The sequence below is a fragment of the Paenibacillus sp. XP01 genome, from assembly GCF_057364885.1.
Genome location: NZ_CP139481.1, coordinates 777,284 through 803,569, shown reverse-complemented (window position 1 = coordinate 803,569; position 26,286 = coordinate 777,284). Strand labels below are relative to the sequence as shown.

Sequence of the window (26,286 nt, the reverse complement as noted above, 5' to 3'; positions counted from 1 at the left end):
TCAGGATACACCTGCCGCTTCGTTCTCGGCGCCTGCGATTTCAGGGCGATCCGCAGAACCGGATTGGTAGATGCTGCGCACAATCTCATCCGTATTGGTTTCGATGATTTGAATATCCGTAATGTCCGCTTGTCCCACTACCCGGGCCAGCACGTCGGACACGTTGAGCTCCAGCGGAATCCAAACCGAAGCCGACAATTCATTCTCCGCCGTCCAGCGCACAGGCAGTTCGGCAGTCCATTCCTGCATGCGGCTTAGCGGATAGGCCTTTCCGAATTTGAAGCGAATTTCGCGCTCCGTCCCCCACTGAGACTTCAGATGATCAAGCCCGCCATCATAAATGATATTGCCCGCATCCAGCATGATCACTCTGGAGCACAATGCTTCAATATCCTGCAAGTCATGTGTCGTCAGCAGAATCGTTGTGCCATGTTCTCTGTTCATGTCTTTCAAAAACTCGCGGATTTCCGACTTGACGACGATATCGAGGCCGATGGTCGGTTCGTCCAAAAAGACGATCTCCGGGTTGTGCAGCAGGGCAGCCACCAGCTCGCAGCGCATCCGTTGGCCGAGGCTCAATTTGCGAACCGGACGGTTCAGCAGTTCCTGCAGCTGCAATCGCTCAACCAATTCGTCCAACCGTTTGCGGAAATCGGCTTCTCCGACTTTATACACCTTCCGCAGCAGATGGAACGACTCGATGACCCCGATATCCCACCACAACTGGCTTCGCTGTCCGAACACAACGCCGATGTTCTGCACGAATTTTTCGCGTTCCTGATAGGGAACGTATCCGCCCACCGAGATGTGTCCCGAAGTAGGCACCAAAATGCCGGTCAACATTTTGATCGTCGTTGATTTCCCGGCACCGTTCTCTCCGATATAACCGCAGATTTCGCCCTGCGGAATTTGAAACGAGATATCGTTTACAGCCAACACTTCCTGGTATTGACGTGCAAACAGATCCTGAAACGCGCCCTTGAGCCCGCCGCGGCTCTTCTGCACGCTGAATGACTTGCGCAAATCTTTGACATCAATCGCCAGCATGTTTATACCTCACTTGGATTTTGTTGAAATTGCTTGTAGCCCAAAAAGAAATTATAATGGTATCAGTCAAAATTCAGCAAGCTTTAATCATCTGCGAGGTTTTCACTCTTTTCGCATTTGTCGTGAAGGGGAACTGAACGGAAGACCTCGGTCTGATTCAGCGTTTGGACTTATTTTGTTCTTTCATTTTGAATACAAAGGAGAGCTAGCATGACCAGAAAGACGAAGAGAACCATATGGATTTCTCTTGCCGCCTTCATCCTGCTTGTTGGCGGAGCGGCGGCATTTTATTTCGGTTCTATTCTGAATCAATTGAATGGCTTGCAAAAGGAAGGCGACGAATCTCCGTTTGCCGGCATTGAAAATGTCGAAAAAGTAAATACGCCGGATCCGCCAAAATGGGAGGGTACGGATACCGTAAATATTCTCGTGATGGGCGTTGATGCGCGCGGACTAAAGAAAGGCGAAGTCCCCCGTTCCGACAGCATGATGGTTGTATCGCTTGACCCGCTTACGAAAAAGATCAATCTCTTTTCCATTTTGCGGGACACCTATGTAAATATTGAGGGGTACGGCAAAGAGCGAATCAATACCGCCATCACCCATGGTCCGAACGTGGCCATGAACGCGGTCAGCGACCTACTGGGCATCCCTGTCCAATATTATGTGTATACGGATTTCCAAGGATTCATCAAACTGGTGGATGCGGTTGGAGGCGTCGATTTCGATGTCGAGAAGGACATGCACTATACGAGTAAAGCCGACAACAACGAATATGATATCGACCTGAAGAAGGGCTATCAGCACCTGGACGGCGAAACGGCCCTGATGTATGTGCGTTTCCGTCATGACGCCATGTCCGACTTTGCGCGTTCGGAGCGCCAACGCGAATTTCTGAAAGCCGTTGCGGCGAAAATGCAATCGACCACAACGATTGCCAAGCTGCCTAGCATTTTGGAGGAGGTCAGCCCTTACGTCGATACGAACCTGACTCTTTCCGACATGTGGAAGCTCGGCGGACTCGGGTACCAGAGCAGCATGAACGGCAGCGAGCAAGTTCCGCCCATGGACTTGCTGAAAGAAGAGCGCACGCCAGGCGGCGCCCAGGTTCTGACCGTAACGAGCGAAGAGAAATTGAAGCAGCATGTGCAGGATATCATCCATCCGCCTGTGGAGCAGAACGACAGCCAGGATGCGGCCAATGACAAGACGGCCAGCGGTGATGATCAGGATACCGGGCAGCCTGCACAATAAAAGTTCACCATGCATGATCACGCTTTGCCAAAGGCAGCCATCCGGCTGCCTTTTTTGCTGCGCTGTATTCCGCCTGGTTTCAGCATGTTTGTCGCGGGATCGGTGAATTCTAAGGAGGTGGAAACGACTTCTTAGGAGCGTTCTGCCTTCGCAGAGGCTGCTTCAACAAACGTTTTTGTCCGGTTTCGCCTGATTTTTGTGCAAATCTTCATTTGATCTTGCATGCCAAACTGGTATTGTTATATATGACTTTTATCAAAAGCAAACCGATATTTCTATATCACGAAAGGAAGTTATTCCATGAATCCATCACGTTCCCGCTCCGAGGTTTTATACAACGAAGCGCTTCAACATATCGTCGGAGGCGTCAACAGCCCTTCCCGCTCATTCAAAGCCGTGGGCGGCGGTTCGCCTGTGTTTATGAAAAAGGCTCAGGGCGCCCACTTCTGGGATGTGGACGACAACCGCTACATTGATTACCTGGCAGCCTACGGACCGATTATCACCGGGCATGCGCATCCGCATATTACCCAAGCGATTGCGGAAGCGGCCGCCAACGGCGTGCTGTACGGCACACCGACCGAATTGGAGATCAAGCTGGCCAAAATGCTGAAGGAAGCCATTCCTTCGATGGACAAGGTCCGCTTCGTCAACTCGGGCACGGAAGCGGTCATGACCACGATCCGCGTCGCTCGCGCTTACACCAAACGCAACAAAATCGTGAAGTTTGCCGGATGTTACCACGGCCACTCCGACCTGGTGCTCGTTGCTGCAGGCTCTGGCCCATCGACGCTGGGCATTCCGGACAGTGCCGGCATTCCGACGAGCATTGCGCACGAGGTCATTACGGTGCCTTACAATGACCTGGACGGACTGAAAGAAGCGTTGGAACGCTGGGGCGATGATGTAGCCGCCGTTATGGTTGAGCCGATCGTCGGCAACTTCGGCATGGTCATGCCGAAACCGGGCTTCCTCGAAGGCCTTTGCGCCATGGCCAGAGCCAATGGCTCGCTCGTCATTTACGATGAGGTTATCACGGCATTCCGTTTCCACTACGGCTCCACCCAGACGTATGCCGGATTGGAAAACCATGCACAGATTGAACCGGATCTGACGGCCCTGGGCAAAATCATCGGCGGCGGCCTGCCGATCGGAGCCTATGGCGGCAAAAAACACGTGATGGAGCAAGTTGCGCCGCTCGGACCTGCGTATCAGGCAGGAACGATGGCTGGCAATCCGGCTTCCATCTCCGCAGGCATCGCCTGCCTGGAGGTTCTTCAGGGCGAGGGCGTGTATGACGAGATGGAACGTCTGGCGACCGATCTGACGGCCGGCCTGCAAGCTTCTGCGGACCGCCACGGCATTGCCCTGACGATCAACCGCATTCGCGGTGCGTTCTCCACCCATTTCTGCAGCCATCCGGTAACGAACTACGATGAAGCCCAAGACACGGACGGCGAGCAATTTGCCGCGTTCTTCCGCAACATGCTGGATCGCGGGATCAACCTCGCCCCATCCAAGTACGAGGCTTGGTTCCTGACGACCGCGCATGCGGATGAGGATGTACAGCAAACGATCGAAGCCGCCGAAGCTTCGTTTAAAGCGATGGCCCAGGCATAAAGAACGACGGACCCATTGAACGCAAACAAGGCGTATGAACACTGGCTTGTCCAGTTTGCTCATACGCCTTTGTTTTTGCGAGCGAAGCACATGTTGGAGCCGCTGTCCGCTGCCACCTTAACCTTTCGACGTTCTTTGTCCAGCAGCGTCCAGCTTCATGATCTCCTCGCGAATGATGTCCATGCCCTCGGCAACCCGTTGGCCAGGCACGTTGGAAATGTTGAGCCGCAGCATTTTATCCTGCTGCCGCAAAGCGTCCGGATAATACCGTTCCGTTGTATCCACCAATACGCCGCGTTTCTCCAAGCGCGATACCAGCACAGCCAAAGGCATGCGCTCAGGCAAAGGCAGCACCGTATGTTCTCCTCCGGTACGCGGCGCCTCCGCAAACGGAGCAAAATGGGGGAAGCGATCCAGCTGCTCATGCACCTTGCGCATGCGCGCGGCATACCTGCCACGAATCACTTTGCCATGATGGGCGAACATGCCGCTTCGAATATAGATTTCGAGCGCCGCCTGCGACAGCAGCGAAGTATCGATGTCCAGCATTCTCTTATGGGCCCCGAACAGCGGAACAAGTTCATGCGGCAGCACGGCGACGCCAAGGCGCAGCCCGGGAAACAGAATTTTGGAATAACTCTTTAAATAAATGACCCGCCCTTCCGTATCGGCAGACCACAACGGGTCTTGCTTCGAATCGCTCTCCAGATCGGCGAGAAAATCGTCCTCCACCAAATATACGTCATGCTTTTGCGCAAGGCGGATCAGCCTCTTTTTTTCATTGGCGTTCAAGGATGTCCCCAGCGGATTATGAAAGCGAGGCATCACATAGAAAAACTTGATATCGTCTTCCTTGAAACTCCGCTCCAGGTCTTCCCAATCCAGGCCGTCCACCGTTCTCTTGACCCCGGCAAAGGGTACGTTAAGCCCCTTCAGCAAGGGAGGCATGTTGTGATAGCCCGGAAGCTCGATCAGCACCCGCCTCTTCCCGTTCGGAAAATCCATGAGCGCCAGCACCGCCAATGCTTGTTGTACCCCTGACGTGATAAACATCTGCCCGGCTTGCGCGAACACCTGATAATCGGCGAACTGTTTGGCCAACAATTCAATCAATGAGGGCAAACCGCGGTCGGTGCCGTAACGAAACAGCTCAGCTTGTTTCTTCTCCATCGCCTGGTCCACGCAATGGCGAAAATCGGCATACGGAAATACGCGCGAATCCGGCGCGGCCGAAGCAAAATCGAGCGGCCCTTCCCATTTCCCTTCTTCCGGCCCTCCACCATTAGGCACCGCATAATATCCCGATTGGGGGACCGCATACACTAGATGGCGCCGCTCCAGCCATTCGTAGGCACGCAGTACGGTGCTGATGCTGCATTGATACTGCTTGGCCAGCGATCGAACGGGAGGCAGCTTGATGCCCCTCTCGTTCCAACTCCCCAGTCCCTGCCGTGCTGTTTGCTCTTGCATCCATCGTTCGAGCGATCGCGCAATGGTTTCATATTTTTTCACATAAATCCTCCTAAACTGTACCGGTACAATCGATGTTTTTCATCATTGTACCACGCCTTGTCAGGGCGTATATTGAAAACGATCATACAACAGATGCTCTTGCAGATGACGGAAGTTTGTTTGGCATTGCACTTCGCTGTCCGAGCTGCAACCACTCACGATTGGAGGAAATCACATGAAACACACGTCTGCCCGGGCTTATGCTTACGTTGCAGCCGTTTTATATGCCATGATTATCGGTTTATCCTTTATGTTTGCCAAAATGACGGTGGCCGTCGCTCATCCGCTCGACGTGTTAGCCCATCGCTTTGCTCTTTCCCTGATCGTTGTCAGCATGCCGATCGCGCTCGGCATGGTGCGCATCCGCTTGTCTGCCAAGGATTTATGGCGAATCATTCCGCTAGGTCTGCTGTCTCCCGTCCTGTTTTTTGCTTTCCAGACGTTCGGGCTCGTCACGTCCAATTCCTCTGAAGCGGGCATTATCCAAGCACTGGTCCCGGTGTTTACGCTTGTTCTCGCTTCACTCTTTCTGAAAGAACGAACAACACTGGCGCAAAAACTGTTTCTGCTGCTGTCCGTATCCGGTGTCGTCTTTTTGTTTGCTATGAAGGGGGCATCAATGTCCATCGGCAATGTGAAAGGAATCCTGCTGCTCCTGCTCTCTGCCGTCTCCTTCGCCGGGTATGGCGTGTTGGCCCGGCCTTTGACCCGAAAATACAAACCGCTGGAGCTCACTTGGGTCACCTTGATGATCGGCTGCCTTGCCTTTAACGCGGTTTCCCTTGTCCGTCATGCCTACTTAGGTACGATGGCCGAGTATGTCCAGCCTTTGGGAAATGGAACATACCTCATGGCGCTGGCCTATTTGGCAATACTGTCTACCATGTTCTCGACGCTGCTGTCCAGCTTCGCGCTCACCCATCTGGAAGCGTCCAAAATGAGCGTATTCAGCAATCTGTCCACATTGGTGTCCATTGCGGGAGGAGCATGGATCTTGCATGAACCGGTCAGCGGGTACCATGTCATCGGAGCCTTGCTCATCATTGCGGGCGTGCTCGGCACCAATTTAAGCGGCAAAAAACAAGGGCGGCCAAACACGTCAAATCATCAATCTCCGCTCCATGCCGAACGAAGCGGACAGAGCTGAATAGACTTGAGCGTCAAGCCGGATGCTATATAAACCGCAAAAAAGATACACACGTTAACGGAGGGCAGAACCAATCTGGAGAAGCGAAGCGGTCTAAAAGCTTTCTGACAGAAAGCTGCTTCGGAAGCATAGGCTGTTCACCGGATTTCCCCTTAGCAAAAGGGCATTTGAATAAATCTGGGGATAACAGCGATCGAAAGATGGTACTGCACTCGGAGTGCCCTGTGTGATTGTTTAGTGTGGTTTATATAGCAAGAAATGCAACAGGGGTCCGAAGGCAATCGCCTCTCTTATTCGGTTTGGCGGTATGAGATGGCTTCATCGCGTTAACAATGCTGAGAGCGGCATATCATTCATCCAGGAAAAGAGTGCTCTCCCATGAAACCGATGAAGCCTTCGTTTTTGCAAGCCATGATGCTCATCATGTTAAGTGTCGGCCTGATCAGCCACGTTCTGATCATCCCTGCCCTGCTGGCGGCAGCCAAGCGGGATGCATGGATATCGGTGCTTGTGTCTGCAGGCCCTTTTTTGCTATTCGTCCTTATGTTGGCCTACGTCTCCCGCCATCTTCAGCATCAGACGCTGCATGAATGGTTTACGGACCGGCTCGGGAGACCGGTCGGCCTGCTATTGAAGATCACCAATAGCCTGTTTTTCCTCTCGGTGATCTATTTCACGCTTCATGACACAACGACCTGGGCCAAAACCAACTATTTGCAGGACACTCCCGTAATCGCCACAAGCATCGCCTTGATGGCAGCATGCGGGTATACCGCTTATAAAGGCATGCGCGCGATGGCCTTTACGGCAGGCCTTCTGCTGCCGCTTGTTGTATTGCTCGGTTTTTATGTGTCCATCGTCAATATGCAATACAAAGACTATTCTCGTCTGCTCCCCTTGTTGGAGAACGGATGGCCCCCTATTTTGAAAGGATCCCTCTATAGTCTGGCGGGTCTGTTCGAACTGCTCTTCATTTGGTACATCCAGCCGCATCTGAAATCGCGGATTCGAGTGTGGCAATACCTCTTGCTGGCCTGCATCATGGTAGGTTTGACGCTGGGCCCCCTGATCGGGGCTATCGTCGAATTCGACCCCTTTGAGGCTGCGCGGATGCGGTACCCGGCATTTGAAGAATGGAGAATCGCGTCATTAGGAAAGTACATTGCCCAAACCGATTTTTTCTCCATCTACCAATGGCTCGCAGGAGCTTTTACCCGAATCTCCCTCGCCATGTATATCGTGGTGGAGATATGGCATATTAATAGCGTTCGGAAAAGGGTAGCCTTGATCAGCACGATAACGATCCTGATGTTTATGAGCATGCTGATTCCCTTTAATGACATCACGTTTGAGTCCTGGCTCGTTCATTATATTTTCCCTGCCAATATGCTGTATCTCGGAACCCTCGCCATTCTTGCCACAATCACTGCCTGGTTCAGCTCACGTTCCCAAAGGAGGAAACATCATGGAGCAGAAACAGAAAACGATAAAAGCTGAATCGCATGAATCCCTGCTCAGTTCCCTGAAAGAAACGTTCCGTGCCTGCGCGGACGTCGTGGTTCAAGGGTATCCTTCGGGAGAACTCCATCCCGCTTGGCCCGTAATCCTCGTGTATTGCGAAGGGCTGACGGACCTCAAACAGATCAATCAGTATGTGGTTCCACGAATCGAGCATGTTTCACAGGAAAGCGGCAAGGCGCTGCCCACTGAATTGGGACTTGCTCTAACCCCTATTGCCCATATCGGGAATATTCCGGACATGAACCGGCTCATCTTCAGCGGACAGTTACTGCTGATCTTTGGTTCCGGCCAACCGGCATACAGTCTCGATATCGCCTCCGTGCCGGGGCGTTCGCCGGAAGAATCAGCGATTGAAACCTCTGTGAAAGGTCCCCGGGACGGTTTTACGGAGGAACTCAGCACAAATATCGCGCTCATCCGCAAACGGTTAAAAAGCGACTCCATGTGTTACGAAAAATTCGTTCAAGGGGAGCGTACCCAAACCTCTGTGGCCCTGCTGTACATTAAGGACGTCATCAATCCGGATATTTTGGAAGAGGCCCGGCGAAACGTAAACCATATCAAGATTGACGGCCTCATGGGCACGTCTGTCATCGAGAGGGGGGTGATGGGAGGCGTGAAAACCATCTTTCCGCTGACGGACAGCACGGAGCGGCCCGATTACGTGGTCAGCTCGCTGCTCAACGGCCGGTTTGCTGTAATGTTCGATGGCTCCCCGGTCGCCACCATCGCACCGACCACTCTCTTTAACCAGCTTAAATCCCCTGAGGATGAGAGCACTCCTTTTTTTATCGTGACGTTTGAGCGGATTTTGCGGATCGCCGGACTGCTGATTGCCTGTTTTTTTCCGTCGTTTTATATCGGGCTGACCAGCTTTAATCTGGAGCAGGTTCCCCTGCCGCTGCTGGCAACCATCGCGGGTACGCGGATGGGCCTGCCCTTGCCTGTCACGCTGGAGGCATTTTTGATGATATTTATGTTCGAACTGTTCAATGAAGCCGGCCGAAGGCTCCCCAGAGCCCTTGGGCAAACGGTCAGCGTCGTCGGGGGGCTGATTATCGGGGATGCCGCGATCCGCGCCGGAATTACTTCCCCCACCATTATCGTCACGGTGGCGATATCGGTCATCTCCAGTTACATTCTGGTGAATACGGTGCTGAGCGGGGTAACGTCCCAAGTTCGCATTTTTTTGCTCCTCTTTTCCACCACTCTTGGCCTGTACGGTTTCATGATCGGATTATTTGTGCTGCTTGTCCATCTCGCTTCGTTGGAATGTTACGGCGTTGCCTATCTATCCCCGGTCTCTCCTTACATCCCGGGAGATTTCACGCAATCGGTGTCGATGCTGCCTTCCAAAGACCGGGTAAACCGCCCGGCTGCCCTGCGTACGCAGGACTCGACGCGTACAGGAGAGGATTCTTCATGATGCAGCCGCAGCTCCGTTTCATAAACCGCTTCGAACCTTTGAAATCTAAAGTGCTTGTTCTGGTACTTCTATGTGCAGCAGTCCTTCCATTATCCGGATGCTGGGATTCCAAGGAAGTGCAGAGCATCAATTTCATTACGGCCCTCGGTATCGATTATACAGAGGATCACTATATCGCATATGCACAAGTCATAGATTTTTCGAGCATAGCCAAGCAGGAGGGACCAAGCCAGCGGGAGGATAGCGAAATCTGGATCGGGCAAGGCAAAGGAACAACGCTGAATATGGCTATCAACGATCTCTATCGGAGTTCGCAGCAGCAAACATTATGGACGCATGTCAAAGCAATCGTGCTGAGCGAGAACGCACTGAACAGCAAACTGACCGATATTTTCGACACGCTGCTGCATTCGGGCCAGTTACGGTATACACCATGGATTTATGGAACAAAGGAAGAGATAAACAAAGTGTTATCGCCCTCTGCTCTCTTGAACCAGTCCATGCAGACCATCGAATTGTTTGAGCCGATGAAGCTGTACAAGCAGTACTCTTCCTTTGAGCCTATACGATTGCACCAGCTTTTGGACGGATTCCGCGAGCCTGCCTCAACGATTCTCGTTCCCTCGATCACCTCCGTGAATACGACATGGGTCCAAGGAGAACGAAAACCTCCGCTGATTCAGACGGATGGATTCTATGTCGTTTCAGGCGGACATAATCAGGGAAGGATCGAGGAACAGCACGCTTTCGGTGCCCGATACGTCAAATACGGGAAAGTCTACCAGTACCCTTTATACGTATATGCCGAGGACAAAAAAGTACCGCTCCTCTCGCTTTCGCTTCGCGATCCGCGCACGATCGTCAAAGCAGTACCGGAAGGGAACGGTATTCGTTTTGACCTTACCACTTTAGTGAACGGATCGATCATCGAAGATCACGGGAAGCCAAGCTCCGTTCGGGAAATGGAACGGCTCGCTGCGCAGCAAATTCAAAAGGATATCCGCCATACATTCAAGATCGCCCAATCCCGCCACGTAGACGCTTACGGCCTAGCCGAGCATCTATACCGCCACAATCCGGAATTGTGGAAGAAGCATGCCCGAAACCGGGCAAATCCCGTTACCGATTTTAAATTGGGAAAGGTTGAAGTGCAGGTAAACATTATGAATGCGAGCACGTACAAGTACAACTCCTCCTGAAAGCAAAAGAAGGTTCCTGTCCGGAAATCCGGAATGGGAACCTTCTTCGTACATCAGGGATAATCTGCTTATGCAATCGGAAAGGCAACAACGCTCATCAATGCCAATTCGGATTGCGTTGTATCCAACCGGCTGTACTGCACGATAATCGGCACGGTGCTGGATACCGTAATGGCATAGGGCACGCCTGCCGGAATGGTTTGGTCGTTCGCTTGAAGGGAAGCCGTGCGAATATGTTTGGTTCGTCGTCCCGGGACGACGGCTTTGATGTGTTCCAGAGGCTCGCGATCTTCAAAAAAAATGGTGATCTCCAGCTCTGCATCCTTGCTTCCCGTATTCAGCACGCAAATGCTCTCGTGGCTTTCGAGCGAGCCGCTGCTCTCCGGCGGAATATAACCATCGGGAATGACCCAAAACACATGCCCCTTCGCGTCATGAACTGCCGTCCCTGCATGATCTGTCATGATTTGGTCTGCCTCCTTTGGGCTGGTTAAGCTAACGTTTGTTTACCGCAAATACATCTGCAGCGGCTGCAAACGGAGCTCGCGAATGGCTTCCGCCACCTGCTGCGCAAGACGTTGCGCCCCGCGTTCCTGAAAATGCGTGTTATCCTCTACGCCTCCAGGGAAATTCAAATACTCGCCGGGCAGCACCCACATAAAGTCATCTTTGCTGCCCTCCACGCCCGCCTGCTCGAACAATATCCGGCTTCGCTCAGCGAGATCGATCAGTGGCACGTTTTCCTCCGCCGCCAGTTCCCGTACGGCTACGATATAATCGCCATGCGTATCGGTAAGCTTCCCGTCTTCCCCGAAGTAGCGCCGATGAACAGGCGTAATGAGTACGGGGATGGCATGAGCCGCATGTGCGGCATCGATGTACTTTTTCAAATACTGCTTATACGTCGTGAAAGGTTCGGTTCCCCGCGCGGGGTCCGGCTTTTCATCGTTATGTCCGAATTGGATGAACAGAAAATCGCTGGGTTTGATCTTTTCAAGGATGGCGTCCAAACGCCCTTCGTCGATAAAGCTGCGCGAGCTGCGCCCCGAATGGGCATGGTTGTCGACGGCTACGTCATGCTTGAACTGCGCGGGCAGCAATTGGCCCCATCCGCAATACGGATACCCGCTCTCCTGCTGGTCCGTGACGGTGGAATCCCCCGCCAGAAATACCGTCATCGTCTGATCGGCCCGCGTAATTTCCAATGCATTGAGACGCGGAGCCGGACCTGAAAATGAAAGCCTTAGCTGCCCGCCGCGTACAACGACGGAGAAGCGCAGCTCCTGGCACTGTCCGGACAATGTGCGAACAGTCGGCAGCATCAATCGGCCTTCTCCTGCTTTCACCCTCGTCATCGTCTCCGTGGCAGCATCCCCGGTTAACAATAGCACCTGATAAGTACCATCCGGCACATCCACCAGAAACGAGGCTTTGAGCGGGATGCAGAAGCCTGAACGAAGCTCGGCCTGTTGGCCTGCCGTGCCTTGTCCTCCACCGGTCCCTATCCCGTTCTCCAGCACTCGCCGCTTCTCGTAAACGAGCGAACCCGGTTCGAAGCCATACCCTACCTTTTCCGAATACAGGGCATCGCCGCGAACGTTGACATACCCGTTAACACCGGCACCCGGGCCGAAGTTGAACTTCCAGCTGGCAGACCTTCCGCTGTCGCCTTCTGCCGCTGTCGCCACAGCAGCGTTCTGGCCACTTCCGGTTTGATTCAATGGCAACAACCTCCTCTGATCAAATTGGTTGCGTTTTCACCATTATCCTTTCAACCCGCTGGTGCTCATTCCCTGCACAATCTGTTTCTGGAAAATGAAAAATACGGCAACGACCGGAACCAGACTGACGATCGACATGGCGAACATCGCTCCCCAGTTAGAGGCGGATTCGCTGTCCAGGAACATTTTGAGCGCCATCGACACCGTGTATTTATCCGGCGAATTCAGGTACAGCACCGGTCCGAGCAGGTCTTCCCATCTCCAGTAGAAGGAGAAGATCGCCGCGGTTGCCAGCGAGGATTTGATCAATGGCATGATGATCTGCAAATACAGCCTGAACTTGCCGCAACCGTCAATCGTGGCTGCTTCGTCCAATTCCTTCGGAATGGTGCGGATGAACTGTACCATGAGGAAGATGAAGAACGGCATCCCGAAAAAGGTAGGGACAACGATCGGCAAAATCGTGTTCAGCCAACCGAGTTTCGTGAAAATGATGTATTGCGGCACGAGCACGACGTCATGCGGCAGCATCAAGGTTAACATCATGATTCCGAACCAGAAGCCCCGGCCTCTGAAGTTCAGCCTTGCGAATCCGAAAGCGATAAGTGATGACGACAACACCGCACCGATCGTGGAGATCACCACGATAACGAGCGAGTTCGTGATATAGTGCATGAATGGTCTGCCTGCCGTTCCCTTCCAGCCGTCCGCGTAGTTGCTCCAGATCCATTCGGTCGGGAACAATGATTCGGCGGTCACGAAGATCGTGCGGCTTTCCTTGAAGGAACTGAACAGCATCCACAGCACCGGGTACAGCATCAACAGGGCGAGGGCAGCAACGAATACGTGATATACCGGCCACTTTACTTTTCTCCATACCATCGTTACTTCTTCCCTCCCTCGGTCTCATAGAAGACCCAATACTTGGATGTGATGAACAGGATTGCCGTCAGTACACCGATCATGAGCAGCATCATCCAGGCCATGGCCGAAGCGTATCCCATATTGTTGAACATGAACGCCTGGCGGAACAGATACAGCGAGTACAGCATCGTGCCGTCCATCGGGCCGCCTTCGCCTTTGGAAATGATATATGCAGGCACAAACGTCATAAACGCGCTGATCGTTTGCATGATCATGTTGAACAGGATGATGGGACTCAGAAGCGGAAGCGTAATCCGGAAAAACTTTCTGACGGGGTTAGCCCCATCCACGCTTGCTGCTTCGTACATCTCCGGCGAGATATTTTTCAATCCAGCCAGGAAGATCAGCATCGAGGAACCAAACTGCCAAACGGACAGGGAGATCAGCATCACAAGCGCCGCATTCGGATCGCCAAACCAACTGATCGGTCCGATCCCGATTGCCGTCAATGCGCTGTTAATGACACCCTCGTTGCTGTAAATGTTGCGCCACATGATGGACACGGCCACGCTTCCCCCGATAATGGAAGGAAGATAATACAACGTTCGGTATGTGCCGACCATGCGGGAACCCGTATTCAGGATCATCGCCACGAAGAGGGCAAATATCAACCTCAGCGGCACGCCGATGAACACGTACAGGAAGGTGACCTTCACTGAGTTCCAGTATTTCGGGTCATCGAAAAACATCTTAGTGAAATTGTCCATGCCGATCCAGCGCGGAGAGGTAAACAGGTTGTAACTCGTAAACGACATGTACAGGGATACGAACATCGGAATCAGCGTAAAGCCCAAAAAGCCGATAATGAACGGGCTAATGAACGCGTATCCGGTCAAGTTATTGCGCAACGACGTATACCGCTTCAACGTAACAAACCTCCTTTATGGATTGCCTGCCGTCCCCATCTGCATCTCAATCTCGACTGGGACGGGACGGGCAAAGGCCCCCGCGGTTCGCGGGCAGCCTTCGATTCCATCCTCCCCGCGATGGGTGCGGGCAAAACATCGTTCAACTACTTCTTGTTGTTGGCCAAAATGGACTCTGCGTTGCTGCGGAACGTCTGCGCTGCCTGCTCCGGCGTAATTCTGCCGAAGTTCAGTTCCTCGACAACGTCAGCAAGGGAAGCAATCACTTCAGGCGATCCGACCGGCGGCGGGGGACTCATCGGAGAAGCCTTCGGTTCCATCGCGGCCACGAAGTCGAATACTTGTTTCGTCGGCTCGCTCAGCTCGGAAGCGATCGCTTCCTTGATGTTGCCGGAAATCGGCACACCACGTTCCCCTTTGATCAGCTTGTTGGCCTCAACGTCGTTCACCCAGAAATCAATGAATTTGGCTGCTTCTTCCTTCACTTTGGAGTTGGACGTTACTGCCCAGTACATACTTGGCTGCATGTAAAGCCCTTTCTCCATGTCTGGCCCCGGCATAGGCGCGAATTCCAGCGGACGGTTCGCGACCTGCTGCACCGCCACGAACTGGTTGGACCATTGCCAAATACCGATGCCCGTACCTTTAACCAGGTCGGATTCCTCGATAATGCCTTTCGTTTGGTTCGCGATGTCCGGCGAAGGCGCAGCCTTTTGCTCGATCATGCGGCGCATCAATCCGAAAAATTCCACGAACAGTTTGTCGTCATCGTAACCAAGGCCGGTTCCTTCGGCGTTATAGAGGGACAGCCCTTTGGTACGCAGGAAGTAGTGGAAGAAAATGTCCGGCGCCACGCCGCCGTCCAGATACATGCCTTTGGCCGCAACTTGTTTACCAAGCTCTTCATACGACTGCCACGTCATGTTTTCAGGCAGGGCATCTACGCCCGCTTTTTTCAACAAGGCCGGGTCGTATTGGAAGCCCAATACGTTCACGCCCGCTGGCACGCCATATTGCTTGCCGTTGATAACTCCCGTACTGATTACGTTTTCGGAAACGTCATCGACTTTGATCTGGTTGCCCAGGTATGGGGCCAGATCTTCGAGCTGTCCGTTCTGCGCGTACTGGCTGATGTAGGAAATGTCCATCTGTACGATGTCAGGCAGCTGATTTGCGGCAGCCTGTGGAGCGAGCTTTTTCCAATAGTCGTCGAACGAGGCGTATTCCACGTCGATTTTGACGTTCGGATTTTTTTCTTTGTACAGGTCAATGACCTTCTGCGTATATTCGTGACGCGCATCCGAGCCCCACCAAGCGATTCGAAGGTTCACCGAGCCGTCCGAAGACGCGCCGCCCGATGAGCTTCCCCCTTCGGAGCTGCATGCAGCCGTAAATACAAGCAGCGCAGCCATCATCAGGAATATTGCCTTTTTCACCATGCCAATCTCCCCTTTTGTGTTGAATTGTATGAGGTGAATCGGTTACCCCGCTCAATCTGATAACGCTTTCACCAACTTGATAAAGTCATTTTCCCAAAAGTACGAACAGAGTTGAATACACAAAACCGTCTTGTTGGTTCAAAAAACAGAGGAGGACGTCCGGCTCCCTCCGGAGCTGTCCGTCCTCCCACAAATGGCCTACATTCGTTTGCTGGCCTCGTGTTAGATGCAAGTTCTCCGAAATTCCGTCGGAGTCATGCCGGTCCATTTTTTGAACACTTGACTGAAATATTGCGAGTTGCCGCCAAAGCCGAACAGTTCGGCCAGCTCGAATACTTTCACATCTCCGCCCCGGCGGATATGGTCGCATGCCCGTTCAATCCGCAAACGGTTCACATAGTTGGAGAAATTCTCTCCGGTCACTTTTTTGAAAATTTTGCCCAAATAATCCGGGTTCATGTAGAGCATCTGATGCGCCACCCCGTTCAGGGACAGATCAGCTTCGCCGAAGTGGCGGTCTACGATATCCATCATTTTTTCCACGGCAGAGGATTGGCGGCAGATATGGTTTTTATAATAACCGTTCGTCAGCCTGGCCGCGCTTTCGGCTACAAACCCTTTCAGGCCGGGCAATGTATCCACTTCGGGCAAGGATGCCATGCGCTGGGTAAACTCTGCAGCTTCCTCCGGCGGGCACACATGGATCATGGCCGAATACAGCTGCAGCACGTAAGATCGGGTGACGCCGATTTCGAGCTGGCGACCGGCCAGCAGTTCAAACAGACGCTCCACCTCGGCCTGGACTTCCTCGGTATGGCCCGACTTGATCAGTTGGCACAATCGATCCGCATCCTGTTCGACGTGCAGACCATCGCCTTCACCGGCCAAATGCAGATCATCCGTCGTAATCAGCTTGCCTTCCCCCAGAAAAAAGCGATGATTCAGGCATTGCAGCGCTTCGCGGAACAGGCGGCGGGACTCGATCATGCGATCGGCCCCGCTGAGCGCAGCTGTCACTTCCAATTTGTATAACCTTTTGAAGGCGGCACGCACTTCTTCGATGCTGTCCTTCAATGCCTCCAGTCCCTCGGAGTCTTTCAGGAGCAGAAGCAGCTTGCCTTCAATCGTTGTGCTGAGCTGTGCGTGAGGCAGCAGGTCGCTGGCGATGTTTTTAATCGCGAACAGATGGCTATAATCATGCTCATCCACAATCCGGAACAGCAGCAGCCTTACTTGCTGGTCTTCCAGCTTCAGATTGAACAGCTCCTGATAATATTCCAGATCCACCGGGCCATAAGTGCGGTTGGTCATGAATTCCAGCAGAAACTGCTCTTTCACATGCGGCAGCACGCGCTGCAGACGCTGCTCCATCTGGCCGGCCACATGCTCCTTGGCCCGGGCGTCTTGATGCTCCTGGAGAAGCTCTGTCAATGCATCATGGATTTGATTTTCGTTGCAGGGCTTTAGCAGGTAGTGCTTCACCCCGAACTGCATCGCTTTGCGCGCATATTCAAATTCTTTGTATCCTGACAGCATAATGAATCTGACCCCTGGATACTCCTCTGCTGCCTTCTCAATCAGTCCAAGACCGTCCAGTCCCGGCATCGAAATGTCCGTAATGACGATATCCGGTTGGGATCGACCGATTTTGTCCAATGCCTCCACTCCGTTCCTGGCGGTACCCACCAGCTCCGTACCGGCCGCAGCCCAGTCCACGACCTGGGAAATGCCTTCCAGAATTACGCGTTCATCATCTACGAGCATCACTTTGTACATCGTCATCGTCCTCCCTGATCCAAGGTATTCTGATCGATACTACGGTTCCCGAGCCGGGTCTGCTGCTCACGATCATCTCGCCTTCGTCCCCGAAGGTCAGCCTGATCCGTTCCTGAATGTTGGATAATCCGATGCCCTGCCCTCTCGTTTTGATTCGTCCTTCCTGCAGCCGTTCCATGAATTCCGGCGTCATGCCTGGTCCGTCATCCTGCACCTCGATCACGACCTTATCCCCTTCAGCCTTGGCCCTGATCCGGATTTGGCATGGATCAATGCTCGGCTCAAGCGCATAATGGATCGCGTTTTCCACCAGTGGCTGCAGCGTCAGCTTCGGGATCCGGGCCGTGGTCACCTCCGGTGCAATATCCATGTCGAAATCGAGTCTTTCCTCAAATCGTGTTTGCTGGATCGTCACGTAGCTGCGAACGATGTCCAGCTCCTTCTCCAGGGCAATCCACTTCTCCGACATGTTGACCGAGCTGCGCAGCAAAAAGCCGAGCGCTTCGACCATTTCGGAAATTTGCGTCTGTTTCTGCACCTTTGCCATCCAGTTGATGGACTCCAGCGTGTTGTACAAAAAATGGGGATTGATCTGCGCCTGAAGCGCTTTCAATTCCGTTTCGCGAATGACCAGCTGCTTCGCATAATTCTCCTCGATCAGTTCCCGGATGCGCTGCAGCATCATTTTGAACGTTCGGTGCAGAAGCCCGACCTCGTTCTGAGGCGACAAGGGGACGTTTCCCAGAGCGGCTTCCTCCAGTTTATCCAGATCGCCTTTTTCGATGTTCCGCATTTTTTTGATCAGCTGGGCGATCGGTTGGGTAATGCTTCGGGAAAATTTTGCGCCGACCAACAATGCGGTCAGCATAATCACGATAAAAATGACGGTAACCAGCTGTTTAATAAATTGGATCTGCTTGAACATCTGATCGTACGGGGTCATGTACAAATACACCCAGTTCGTATAGGAAGAGTTCGCGCGGGCCACAAAATGCCTTCCCTGCTCGAACGTCGCAATGCCGTAGGGCTGCGTGCGGTTAAGCTCGGCGGCGATTTCTTCCTCGCTCACCGTGGATTCCGTCGGATATATGGCCTCTTTGCCATCCGTGATCATGAGCTGCGAGTCTTCGGCCGGGTGCTGCATCTGGTCCTGCACGATCCGGTCCAACCGCACGCGAATGATCAGGGTGCCCAGCTTCTCCAGCGTAAACCCGCCGGTGAATGACTTCACCTGTCGTACGGACAGCAGTCTCGCCTGGCGATCTCCCCCCGTGTACCAGGCATTGGAGCCGGCGTGTTTGTCCCCAAGGCTGACAAGCTCCGTTTGCATATCTTTGGAGATGCCCTCCCGGTTTCCTGCCGCCATGATATTGTTGTCGTTATCGATAAACAGCATGGAATAGACGTATTTCTCCGAACCCGCATACGCGACGAGCCGGTTCGTAATTTTTTTGCGCAGCGTATTTCGGGCATACACGGTATCCGCCTTGTCCAGTTGCAGAAGGTACTGCTGCAGTTGTTCATCCGACATCACTTTGAAGGACAGATTTGCGATTTCGCGCAGCTGGTTTTCGATCCCCACCGAAGACATGTTCAGGACCTGGGACGATTTCTCGTAGATCTGGCGGTCATAAATGTTGAATACGTAACTCAGGACGGATACATAGAAGGTGAAGCTGACCAGCATCAAACATCCGATGAGAAGAATCGTTTTGTGGTGAATGGGCAGTGCCGTGAAAGCGTTCTTCATTTGTCTCATTCAAAGCGCTCCTTTGATTGGAGAAGGGTGCAGTGATCTGGCATGTTTTCCGCTTTACTGTAATTTATTTTCATATTTACACATCCATGAGCGAATGACAAGACATAAATAATCAACTTTTTGAGTCTGGCGTACAAAAACGCGTTATTCTCTGTGTGGTCGAAAAATAGACCAACAGCAAAAAATCCATGTCGATTCTAAGATCAACATGGATTTTCCTGCTCTGAGGCCGATTATGGGTTCACAAATACCGTTTTCAACTTCGCTACGTATTGCACGTCAAAACCAAGACCTTCGGCAACCATCGCCAGCGGCACGTACGTTTTGGACTCCTTGCCTACCTTGTTCAGGAATGCAGGCGTATCCACCGCAACGGCCGCTCCGTTAACCTGAACGGTGCTCGCGCCGATTTTTACGGCCACCTTACGTTCGCCATATGTAATCGTTGCGGTTGACGTTTTGTTGTCCCACACGGTAGCGGCTCCCACGGCATTCACAATATCCTGGATCGCCACATAGTTTTTGCCGTCGCGATTGATCGGTTTGTACGGGGTATCCAGCAGTTTGCCGCTCACGATAATGTTCATCGGTTGACCCGACGTCGGGGCGGTCAGCTTGGTGTAATCGCCCCAGATCGTTTCGGCGAACACCTTGGCAATGGCTTCATAGCCAAACTGGTTCGGATGGAAATCGCGATCTTTGATCATATGTGTCATCGTGCCTTCACCGCCGACGAATTCCTTCGCGACGTGAGCCACCTTGACATCGATGCCATCGCTGACGGATTGGGCCGCAATCCCATCAATGGTCGTCGTAAAACCGGCAGCCGCCTCCATCAGTTTGGCATACAACGCTTTGCCCCCGATTTCGGGCATCGGCTGATACTGATCCGCGATTACGATGCGAACATCCGGGTTAAGCGTATGGATATCCTGAATTACCGCATTCACATTGCTGGTATACGCGGCAAGCAGTTCCTTCACTCTGGCTTCCAATTCCTCGTTGTCCAGCTTATCCGCCGTTCCGAGCAGCTCGGAAACGTCGTTGCCGCCAATCGTAATGGCCACGAGATCCGCTTGTGCCAGACTCTCGCGAATGGCAGAAACGTTGGCTCCGATCTGTCCTGCGCGCGGATCAGCCAAGCTCGGTTGAATCGCCTCCGAAGAGATCGCTTGGCCAGTGCGAATCGCGGAGACGAAGTTTTTCAGTCCAGTGCTCTTCAGTCCGGCAATGCCAAAATTGTCGGTCTGCGTACGTCCGTGAAGCAACCCTTGCTCTTGCAGACGTTCCACGTAACCGTATGGAAGGTCTTTCAAATTAGGTTCGTACCCTACCGTAATGGAATCCCCTAATGTGACGATGCGGAAAGGTTCTGCGACCGCAGCGGTGCTGCTTTTTGCGCTTACTGCCTGCCCGGATGCATTCCCGTTCCCATTGGCAGCGGCAGCGTATGCCGGTGCGGAAGAAGAGGAGAAGAGCAGCACCCCTGCCAGCATGCTCGCTGTAATACCGGCGGCCGTGTATCTCCATGTACGTGTATGTTTCATTCTCGGATCCCACTCCTTTTCAGAATAAAGACGTGCCAGGTTGAGGCCATCATGGCCCCATTTTCCAATATATCGATTCTATCATTATTTAATAGTCCTGTCGCCAAAAGCTTAACACGCCAAAGAACAGACTTTCCCATAAGAGAAAGTCTGTCCTTCATGTTGCTTCATTTGAACCAGGCTCAAGAACCCTTCTTGGGCTCCCCCGATGTGGTTTTATGAGCGGAATTTCGTTTGCTGCCATCCGCACGTTCCAGGTAACGATCGTAGCGGTCATCCACTTCGCGTGCAATGCTCCGATATTTCAACGTTTCTTCCACGATCGGATCATGTTCCAACTGAATGCGAACCTCATATTTGGGAGGAAGCACCTGACGCTCGCGCTCACGCGTATCGTCGGAATCCTCCATCTCCCCTTCGGTTAACATCTCGCGCAATCGCTGCTCCAGCTCCTTGGATTCATCCATGGCTCTTCGCTCCTTTCTCTTATTCGGTCTAATTATTCCAAACCGGTGGCGCGTGCTTTCTTCAGCACGTCGGTCAATGCATCGTGAATGGCGCCATTGCTGGCCACGACATGACTCACGGACAACTGGTACGGCGTTCCGATCGTGTCGCTCACACGGCCGCCGGACTCTTCCACGAGCAGTGCCCCCGCCGCGATGTCCCACGGTTTCAGCCCCACTTCGGTGTACGCGCTGAGACGACCTGCAGCAACGTATGCCAAATGCAGGGCGGCCGATCCGCCGGCGCGCAGGTTGCGTACCTGAGGCGCAAGAGCCTGCACTGCCGCCATGTTCAGCGGCAGCGCAAATGTAGGATCTGCTGGGAAGCCGACGGCAATCAGACTTTGGGCCAGGTTCTGCTCATTCGACACTTTCATGCGGTTACCGTGAACGTAGGCTCCTTTTCCTTTTTCCGCCACGAACATTTCGTCACGGGAGGGATCATAGATCACTCCCACGATCACTTCTCCGCGATGGGCCAAGGCGATGGATACCGAATAGAACGGGAAACCATGCACGAAATTGGTCGTGCCGTCCACCGGGTCGACGATCCACAGGTATTCTTCCTCCTGCGCTTCTTTCAATGCTTTGGCCGAAGCCTCCGGTCCCGGTTCAACACCTTCCTCGCCCAAGATGGCATGATCGGGAAAGTGCGTCAGGATCAGCCGGCGAATCATCTGCTCTGCGCCTTTATCCACCTCTGTCACCAAGTCCTGCGGTGAATATTTGGTGCCAGGCTCGGCAACCGTGCCAAGACGGCTCTTGATCCATTCTCCGGCCTTGGATGCGGCGTTGATCGCCACGGCAGTATAGCTCTTGCTTGTCACGACATAAGGCGTTTTTTCCTTCTCATTCAAAGCGTTCACTCTACTTTCTATATCAATCTGCAAACCTATAATAGTCTTGTTAAAAGTATACGCCCCGCAGTTCGCAAAGTTTCTTGCCGCCCAGGCCTCTTTTCGCGTTATGGACGTATGATGACGGTAGACTCGTCCACCCACTCGATCCCCTCTTCCTGAAGGGCTGCCAGCTTCTGCATCAGTTGAAGCAGCGCTTCATCCTTGCGTTTGGCTTCAATCATGACGTCAAGGGCAGGGGTATGTGCGGCAATATGGCGCAAAAACGTCAGCAAAGGATCCAACTCCACGCCATCGGCATGGCCGCGAGGGTCCTTCTCGCTCTTGGGACTCGAGACGTGGATTTTGGGAGGCAAAGGCCGGTCCGCCGGGGCATCTGCTTGGGCCAGCGGCGTCTGCCATGTCTCCAACACGCCTGGCCACAGCTCCCAAGGCTTCTCGCCCTGGTTGTTCACCCATTGATGATGAATGTCGAGCACCATAGGTACGCCCAGCGTTTGGCAAACGGCAAGCGTCTCGGGAGCATTGAACGTTTTATCGTCGTTCTCAAGCGTGATCCTCTGCCGGATGTCCGGGTCCAACTCCATGAAATGCTGCTTAAAGCGCTCGGCCGACGCAAGTTTGTCCCCATAAGCGCCGCCGATATGGATGTTGTTTTTGGCGGTTGCATCCAATCCCATGGCCTCAAACATCCGAACATGATGGCGCAGATCGCGAACGGAGTTGCGAAGCACTTCCTTGCGCGGCGTGCTCAGCACCGTAAAATGATCCGGATGAAAGGATACGCGCATGCCGTTCTCCTTCACAAACTCTCCAATGGCAGAGAACTCATGCGTCAGCGCCGGAAACGGGTCCCAGTCGCTCAAATCCTCATGGGTGGCCAGCGGGATCAGCTTGGAGGAGAAACGGTAAACATGAATACGGCTTGCCTTGTTGTGTCTGAGCAAACGCAGCGTATTGTGAAGGTTCTCGGCCGCAATGCGCTCCAGTTTGCGTATCGCTGCTTCCCGGTCCCCGATTTTGTTGAAGCTGGCCATCGTCATCGTGCGGGAAGGGGACGCATTCTCGACGATGACGGACATGGCCACATATCCAAAACGTACAAGCATGCAGCGTCCTTCCTCTCGTTCAGGGGTAAATAACTCAATGGTATGGAAGGCCGTCAATGCCTCCTCTGTATACCTCCAAGTTTTACCCTAAAACGAGGACGCTAATCTCTCCCTTTTCCGGTGATGAAAAAACGGAGTTCATCTGCGGCTAGTCCTGAGCGTGCTCCCCGAAAAACATCTCGTCGGCAAGGGCCGTCTGGATACGCGATTCCTCTTCGGTCAGTTTGCGGATCAGCTGCATTTCGACTTCCGTCACTTCCTGGCCCTGAAAGTTGATTTCGGCAATGGAAGCCAAAATTTTGACGATGGCTACGGCCACGTTATCGGGGGTATAGGCGATGACCTTCTGTCCGGTGGGAAATACCCGGAAGCCCTGCTTCACCATTTTGCCGCGGCCGTATTCCAGCAGCTCGAACAGCTCCTGCTCGCTTTTGAATTTGCATACGGAATTGAATTCTGTCTGGAAGCCCATCCCACATTTCTCCTTTTCGGTTGAGGTTATGCGTTCACGCCGCTCTCGAATTGGAGCGCCTGTCTGTTCTTGTAACGTTCAAGGGCAAGCTCGATCATGCGGTCCAGCAGCTCGGCATAGGAAACGCCGGTCTCCCGCCATAACAGTGGATACATGCTATACGGCGTGAATCCGGGCATGGTGTTGACTTCATTGATCAGCAGCGCCCCGTCCGATCGGCGGATGAAAAAGTCCGCGCGGGTGATGCCGCTGCCTTCGATGGCGCGGAACGCCTGCAGTGCCGCTTCGCGGACACGATCGGCAGCTTCCGGATCCAGCGGAGCCGGGATCAGCATCTGCGATTGTCCGTCGATGTATTTGGCGGCATAGTCATAATATTCGCCGGAAGAGACGATTTCCCCTGGCACGGATGCCATCGGTTCGTCATTTCCGAGCACGCTGACTTCTACCTCGCGCGCATCGACGAACTCTTCGATCACCACTTTGGTATCATAACGCAGCGCAAGTTCGACCGCCTGTTTCAGCTCATCGCGGCTGCGCGCTTTGGAGATGCCCACGCTGGAACCCAGGTTCGCCGGTTTGACGAAGCACGGATAACCCAGCTGGTCTTCGACCTGCAGCATCATCTCATGCTCGGACTGTTTCCATTGCGTTGCATTAAAATAGGTAAAGGCACATTGGTCAATGCCGGCTTGCGCAAACAGCTTTTTCATGACCACTTTGTCCATGCCGCCCGCCGAAGCGAGCACGCCAGCCCCCACATAAGGCATATCTGCCATTTCGAACATGCCCTGGATCGTGCCGTCTTCGCCATACGTTCCGTGAAGCAGCGGGAACATGACGTCTATAGTCTCATCTCCTCCGTAAAGGCGTCCGAACAGCGCGTTCAGCGCTTCTTTCGTTCCTCCCGCAGCCTCCTCCAGCTTCAGATCCTCGATTTGTTTGAAAGGCGCGTGCATCACCGGTCCTTTTTTCCATGATCCCTGCTTCGAAATATAGAAAGGAACCAACTCGTATTTTTCATAATCAAACGCGTTCGTTACAGCAAACGCCGTCTGCAGCGAAACCTCGTGCTCTCCCGATTTTCCGCCGTAAACGACGCCAACTGTCAATTTATCCATGCTCATGCGTAACCTCCGATTGTCTGTGCGCGATGCGTTAAGTTTGCATTCCCTGCATCGTTGTTATTCTAATAGATATTTTAAACGGACCTGGATGTTTCCGTCACCGCATCCGCAGCATCTTTTCCCTGCTTAAAATACGCTGTCAATATGGAAAAGCCGATACGTCGTGCGTTCGGTCCAGGCGTAGGAATCCCGGTAATCCCAGAAACGGTGGCGGCTGGCAACCGTATGCGCATTGACCAGCGGCATGCCGCCCGCGTCAAATGCGGTGACGATGGTGCTGTGCTGGTAACGGCCGTCGCCGTCCCAATCATAAAGGACGACGTCCCCGAGCTGCAGCTGTTCGGGACGTTCGACCACCGTTGCGGTCAACCCCCGCGTGCTATGGGTCAAATATCGTTCCAAAGCGTTCGATACCGTCCAACTGTAGCTCCACATTTCCGAGCCGTTGACATAGCCCTTATACCACCAGCCCGATTCCCTTTTACCAGTATAGTTGATGGGTGCTCCCCCTGCAAAGAGACATTGGGACACATAATTGGTGCAGTCCACCTCGAACTCTTCATAAGCCGGATTGATTGAATTCCACCATTGGTCGGCATAGGCTACGGCCAGATCCCTCCGATACTCCCGCTGTTTGGTTACGCCCCCTCTGCCTTGTCCCAGCACCTCCCGATTCAATAAGGGGAGATTGAGCGACTGCAAATCGGCATGATGGTAGGGTACCTTGTCCCCGACAGGATGGCGTTCCGAAACTTCCCGTTCGACGCGGGCAATTACCCACTTGCCGTTATGCCGCTGAAAGGTCAGCCTCTCCCTTTCGATCCGTTCATCCCGATGGGTAATGCCTTCTTTGGCATAAAACAGCCTGACGTACAGCTGCACATCCACCACGGACTCCTCCGGGCTCTCGGACACCGTGCGCACCAGTTTGGCGCTGGTTTCGCCGCGAAGAGGAACGGCACGGCGCGTCCGATACCAATCCTCCAGCCTGGCCATGCGTTCTTCGCGTTCCGCCCTAAATATCGCGTCAATCACGACCTGCTCGCCTTTCAAGGCACGGTGATCGATCTCGCATCGGTTGTATTCGTTCACGTAAGCATATAAAGCACTCTTCCATTCGCGTTCCAAGCCTAGCCCCCCTTTGGCTGTTCTGCTCCGGGATATGCACCGCCCGGCTTGCACACATACTTTCTTCCATCTATATGAAAGGACGTGTCGTTGTATGTTTGGATCAATGCGAATTCATCGATGGGCAAAGCTCCCAGCCTCCATGCGGAAAACGCATACATTCTTTTTGCGGACCTGATGCTGCGGGCAAAAAGCCCTTTACGTGGAGAGGTGAAAACGGTATACTTAGAACTAAAGTTACGATTTTGAAATTGTGTTTCATCTAATGAAACTACCAACCGGAAGCATGGATGGATGAAGGCCTGTTTCCGCTGAATGAACGTTCAACT

General features: G+C 53.2%; 22 protein-coding genes. 6 read left to right on the top strand and 16 right to left on the bottom strand.

Annotation, left to right across the window (positions count from 1 at the left end; translation table 11 throughout):
* The gene (locus SNR34_RS03765) at positions 1-1,047 is read right to left on the bottom strand and encodes an ABC transporter ATP-binding protein (protein WP_343262388.1); all 1,047 of its coding nucleotides are present in this window, start codon (positions 1,045-1,047) and stop codon (positions 1-3) included.
* A gap of 210 nt (positions 1,048-1,257) precedes the next feature.
* Here SNR34_RS03765 and SNR34_RS03760 point away from each other — a divergent pair, with 210 nt between their 5' ends.
* Complete coding sequence (locus tag SNR34_RS03760; protein WP_236420824.1) at positions 1,258-2,301, top strand: LCP family protein; 1,044 nt, start codon at positions 1,258-1,260, stop codon at positions 2,299-2,301.
* A 300-nt stretch (positions 2,302-2,601) separates the two neighbouring features.
* Positions 2,602-3,921: a glutamate-1-semialdehyde 2,1-aminomutase gene (locus SNR34_RS03755; protein ID WP_486181171.1), complete on the top strand. Its 1,320-nt coding sequence runs from the start codon at positions 2,602-2,604 to the stop codon at positions 3,919-3,921.
* Positions 3,922-4,038: 117 nt separating this feature from the next.
* Here the strand turns inward: SNR34_RS03755 and SNR34_RS03750 are convergent, their stop codons facing one another.
* Complete coding sequence (locus SNR34_RS03750; RefSeq protein ID WP_486181170.1) at positions 4,039-5,433, bottom strand: aminotransferase-like domain-containing protein; 1,395 nt, start codon at positions 5,431-5,433, stop codon at positions 4,039-4,041.
* A 175-nt stretch (positions 5,434-5,608) separates the two neighbouring features.
* Between SNR34_RS03750 and SNR34_RS03745 the strand changes: the two genes are divergently transcribed.
* From SNR34_RS03745 to SNR34_RS03730, 4 genes are all read left to right on the top strand, one after another.
* Complete coding sequence (locus SNR34_RS03745) at positions 5,609-6,580, top strand: DMT family transporter (RefSeq protein ID WP_236420821.1); 972 nt, start codon at positions 5,609-5,611, stop codon at positions 6,578-6,580.
* A 378-nt stretch (positions 6,581-6,958) separates the two neighbouring features.
* Positions 6,959-8,077, top strand: coding sequence for a GerAB/ArcD/ProY family transporter (locus SNR34_RS03740; protein ID WP_236420820.1), 1,119 nt, complete (start codon positions 6,959-6,961; stop codon positions 8,075-8,077).
* Positions 8,046-9,527: a spore germination protein gene (locus SNR34_RS03735; protein ID WP_236420819.1), complete on the top strand. Its 1,482-nt coding sequence runs from the start codon at positions 8,046-8,048 to the stop codon at positions 9,525-9,527. The genes SNR34_RS03740 and SNR34_RS03735 overlap by 32 nt, the downstream gene beginning before the upstream one ends.
* A complete protein-coding gene (locus tag SNR34_RS03730) occupies positions 9,524-10,726 on the top strand; it encodes a Ger(x)C family spore germination protein (RefSeq protein WP_236420818.1) in 1,203 nt (400 codons plus the stop codon). Before SNR34_RS03735 ends, SNR34_RS03730 begins: the two co-directional genes overlap by 4 nt.
* A 68-nt stretch (positions 10,727-10,794) precedes the next feature.
* Here the strand turns inward: SNR34_RS03730 and SNR34_RS03725 are convergent, their stop codons facing one another.
* From SNR34_RS03725 to SNR34_RS03660, 14 genes are all read right to left on the bottom strand, one after another.
* Positions 10,795-11,190: a sensory rhodopsin transducer gene (locus SNR34_RS03725; protein ID WP_343262396.1), complete on the bottom strand. Its 396-nt coding sequence runs from the start codon at positions 11,188-11,190 to the stop codon at positions 10,795-10,797.
* Between the two features lie 42 nt (positions 11,191-11,232).
* Positions 11,233-12,414 (bottom strand): rhamnogalacturonan acetylesterase, encoded by a 1,182-nt coding sequence (locus SNR34_RS03720; RefSeq protein WP_343262441.1) that lies wholly within the window; start codon positions 12,412-12,414, stop codon positions 11,233-11,235.
* A 75-nt stretch (positions 12,415-12,489) separates the two neighbouring features.
* A complete protein-coding gene (locus SNR34_RS03715) occupies positions 12,490-13,329 on the bottom strand; it encodes a carbohydrate ABC transporter permease (RefSeq protein ID WP_236420816.1) in 840 nt (279 codons plus the stop codon).
* Positions 13,330-13,331: 2 nt separating this feature from the next.
* Complete coding sequence (locus SNR34_RS03710) at positions 13,332-14,237, bottom strand: carbohydrate ABC transporter permease (RefSeq protein WP_236420815.1); 906 nt, start codon at positions 14,235-14,237, stop codon at positions 13,332-13,334.
* Between the two features lie 146 nt (positions 14,238-14,383).
* Positions 14,384-15,676: an ABC transporter substrate-binding protein gene (locus tag SNR34_RS03705; RefSeq protein WP_236420814.1), complete on the bottom strand. Its 1,293-nt coding sequence runs from the start codon at positions 15,674-15,676 to the stop codon at positions 14,384-14,386.
* A 222-nt stretch (positions 15,677-15,898) separates the two neighbouring features.
* Entirely contained in the window at positions 15,899-17,452 is a 1,554-nt protein-coding gene (locus tag SNR34_RS03700; RefSeq protein ID WP_486181169.1) for a response regulator, read from the bottom strand.
* Positions 17,427-19,211, bottom strand: coding sequence for a sensor histidine kinase (locus tag SNR34_RS03695; RefSeq protein ID WP_486181168.1), 1,785 nt, complete (start codon positions 19,209-19,211; stop codon positions 17,427-17,429). The genes SNR34_RS03700 and SNR34_RS03695 overlap by 26 nt, the downstream gene beginning before the upstream one ends.
* A 233-nt stretch (positions 19,212-19,444) precedes the next feature.
* Positions 19,445-20,758 (bottom strand): SGNH/GDSL hydrolase family protein, encoded by a 1,314-nt coding sequence (locus tag SNR34_RS03690; protein ID WP_486181167.1) that lies wholly within the window; start codon positions 20,756-20,758, stop codon positions 19,445-19,447.
* A gap of 182 nt (positions 20,759-20,940) precedes the next feature.
* The gene (locus SNR34_RS03685; RefSeq protein WP_343262399.1) at positions 20,941-21,225 is read right to left on the bottom strand and encodes a hypothetical protein; all 285 of its coding nucleotides are present in this window, start codon (positions 21,223-21,225) and stop codon (positions 20,941-20,943) included.
* 32 nt (positions 21,226-21,257) lie between these two features.
* Entirely contained in the window at positions 21,258-22,121 is an 864-nt protein-coding gene (locus tag SNR34_RS03680) for an inositol monophosphatase family protein (protein ID WP_438286895.1), read from the bottom strand.
* Between the two features lie 107 nt (positions 22,122-22,228).
* The gene (gene uvsE / locus SNR34_RS03675; protein ID WP_486181166.1) at positions 22,229-23,230 is read right to left on the bottom strand and encodes a UV DNA damage repair endonuclease UvsE; all 1,002 of its coding nucleotides are present in this window, start codon (positions 23,228-23,230) and stop codon (positions 22,229-22,231) included.
* 148 nt (positions 23,231-23,378) lie between these two features.
* Positions 23,379-23,702, bottom strand: a complete 324-nt coding sequence (locus SNR34_RS03670; protein WP_236420807.1) for a hypothetical protein — start codon at positions 23,700-23,702, stop codon at positions 23,379-23,381.
* A gap of 26 nt (positions 23,703-23,728) precedes the next feature.
* A complete protein-coding gene (locus SNR34_RS03665) occupies positions 23,729-24,829 on the bottom strand; it encodes a D-alanine--D-alanine ligase (protein WP_236420806.1) in 1,101 nt (366 codons plus the stop codon).
* Between the two features lie 126 nt (positions 24,830-24,955).
* Entirely contained in the window at positions 24,956-25,957 is a 1,002-nt protein-coding gene (locus SNR34_RS03660; RefSeq protein ID WP_486181165.1) for an amidase domain-containing protein, read from the bottom strand.
* Between the last annotated feature and the right edge of the window lie 329 nt (positions 25,958-26,286).

What these genes read in the sequence shown, in the direction of transcription:
- SNR34_RS03765 (WP_343262388.1), bottom strand. Translation starts at nt 1,047, where the DNA reads ATGCTGGCGATTGATGTCAAAGATTTGCGCAAGTCATTCAGCGTGCAG.
- SNR34_RS03725 (WP_343262396.1), bottom strand. Translation starts at nt 11,190, where the DNA reads ATGACAGATCATGCAGGGACGGCAGTTCATGACGCGAAGGGGCATGTG.
- SNR34_RS03670 (WP_236420807.1), bottom strand. Translation starts at nt 23,702, where the DNA reads ATGGGCTTCCAGACAGAATTCAATTCCGTATGCAAATTCAAAAGCGAG.
- SNR34_RS03740 (WP_236420820.1), top strand. Translation starts at nt 6,959, where the DNA reads ATGAAACCGATGAAGCCTTCGTTTTTGCAAGCCATGATGCTCATCATG.
- SNR34_RS03745 (WP_236420821.1), top strand. Translation starts at nt 5,609, where the DNA reads ATGAAACACACGTCTGCCCGGGCTTATGCTTACGTTGCAGCCGTTTTA.
- SNR34_RS03685 (WP_343262399.1), bottom strand. Translation starts at nt 21,225, where the DNA reads ATGGATGAATCCAAGGAGCTGGAGCAGCGATTGCGCGAGATGTTAACC.
- SNR34_RS03700 (WP_486181169.1), bottom strand. Translation starts at nt 17,452, where the DNA reads ATGTACAAAGTGATGCTCGTAGATGATGAACGCGTAATTCTGGAAGGC.
- SNR34_RS03760 (WP_236420824.1), top strand. Translation starts at nt 1,258, where the DNA reads ATGACCAGAAAGACGAAGAGAACCATATGGATTTCTCTTGCCGCCTTC.
- uvsE (WP_486181166.1), bottom strand. Translation starts at nt 23,230, where the DNA reads ATGCTTGTACGTTTTGGATATGTGGCCATGTCCGTCATCGTCGAGAAT.
- SNR34_RS03665 (WP_236420806.1), bottom strand. Translation starts at nt 24,829, where the DNA reads ATGAGCATGGATAAATTGACAGTTGGCGTCGTTTACGGCGGAAAATCG.
- SNR34_RS03755 (WP_486181171.1), top strand. Translation starts at nt 2,602, where the DNA reads ATGAATCCATCACGTTCCCGCTCCGAGGTTTTATACAACGAAGCGCTT.
- SNR34_RS03730 (WP_236420818.1), top strand. Translation starts at nt 9,524, where the DNA reads ATGATGCAGCCGCAGCTCCGTTTCATAAACCGCTTCGAACCTTTGAAA.
- SNR34_RS03735 (WP_236420819.1), top strand. Translation starts at nt 8,046, where the DNA reads ATGGAGCAGAAACAGAAAACGATAAAAGCTGAATCGCATGAATCCCTG.
- SNR34_RS03715 (WP_236420816.1), bottom strand. Translation starts at nt 13,329, where the DNA reads ATGGTATGGAGAAAAGTAAAGTGGCCGGTATATCACGTATTCGTTGCT.
- SNR34_RS03705 (WP_236420814.1), bottom strand. Translation starts at nt 15,676, where the DNA reads ATGGTGAAAAAGGCAATATTCCTGATGATGGCTGCGCTGCTTGTATTT.
- SNR34_RS03695 (WP_486181168.1), bottom strand. Translation starts at nt 19,211, where the DNA reads ATGAGACAAATGAAGAACGCTTTCACGGCACTGCCCATTCACCACAAA.
- SNR34_RS03690 (WP_486181167.1), bottom strand. Translation starts at nt 20,758, where the DNA reads ATGAAACATACACGTACATGGAGATACACGGCCGCCGGTATTACAGCG.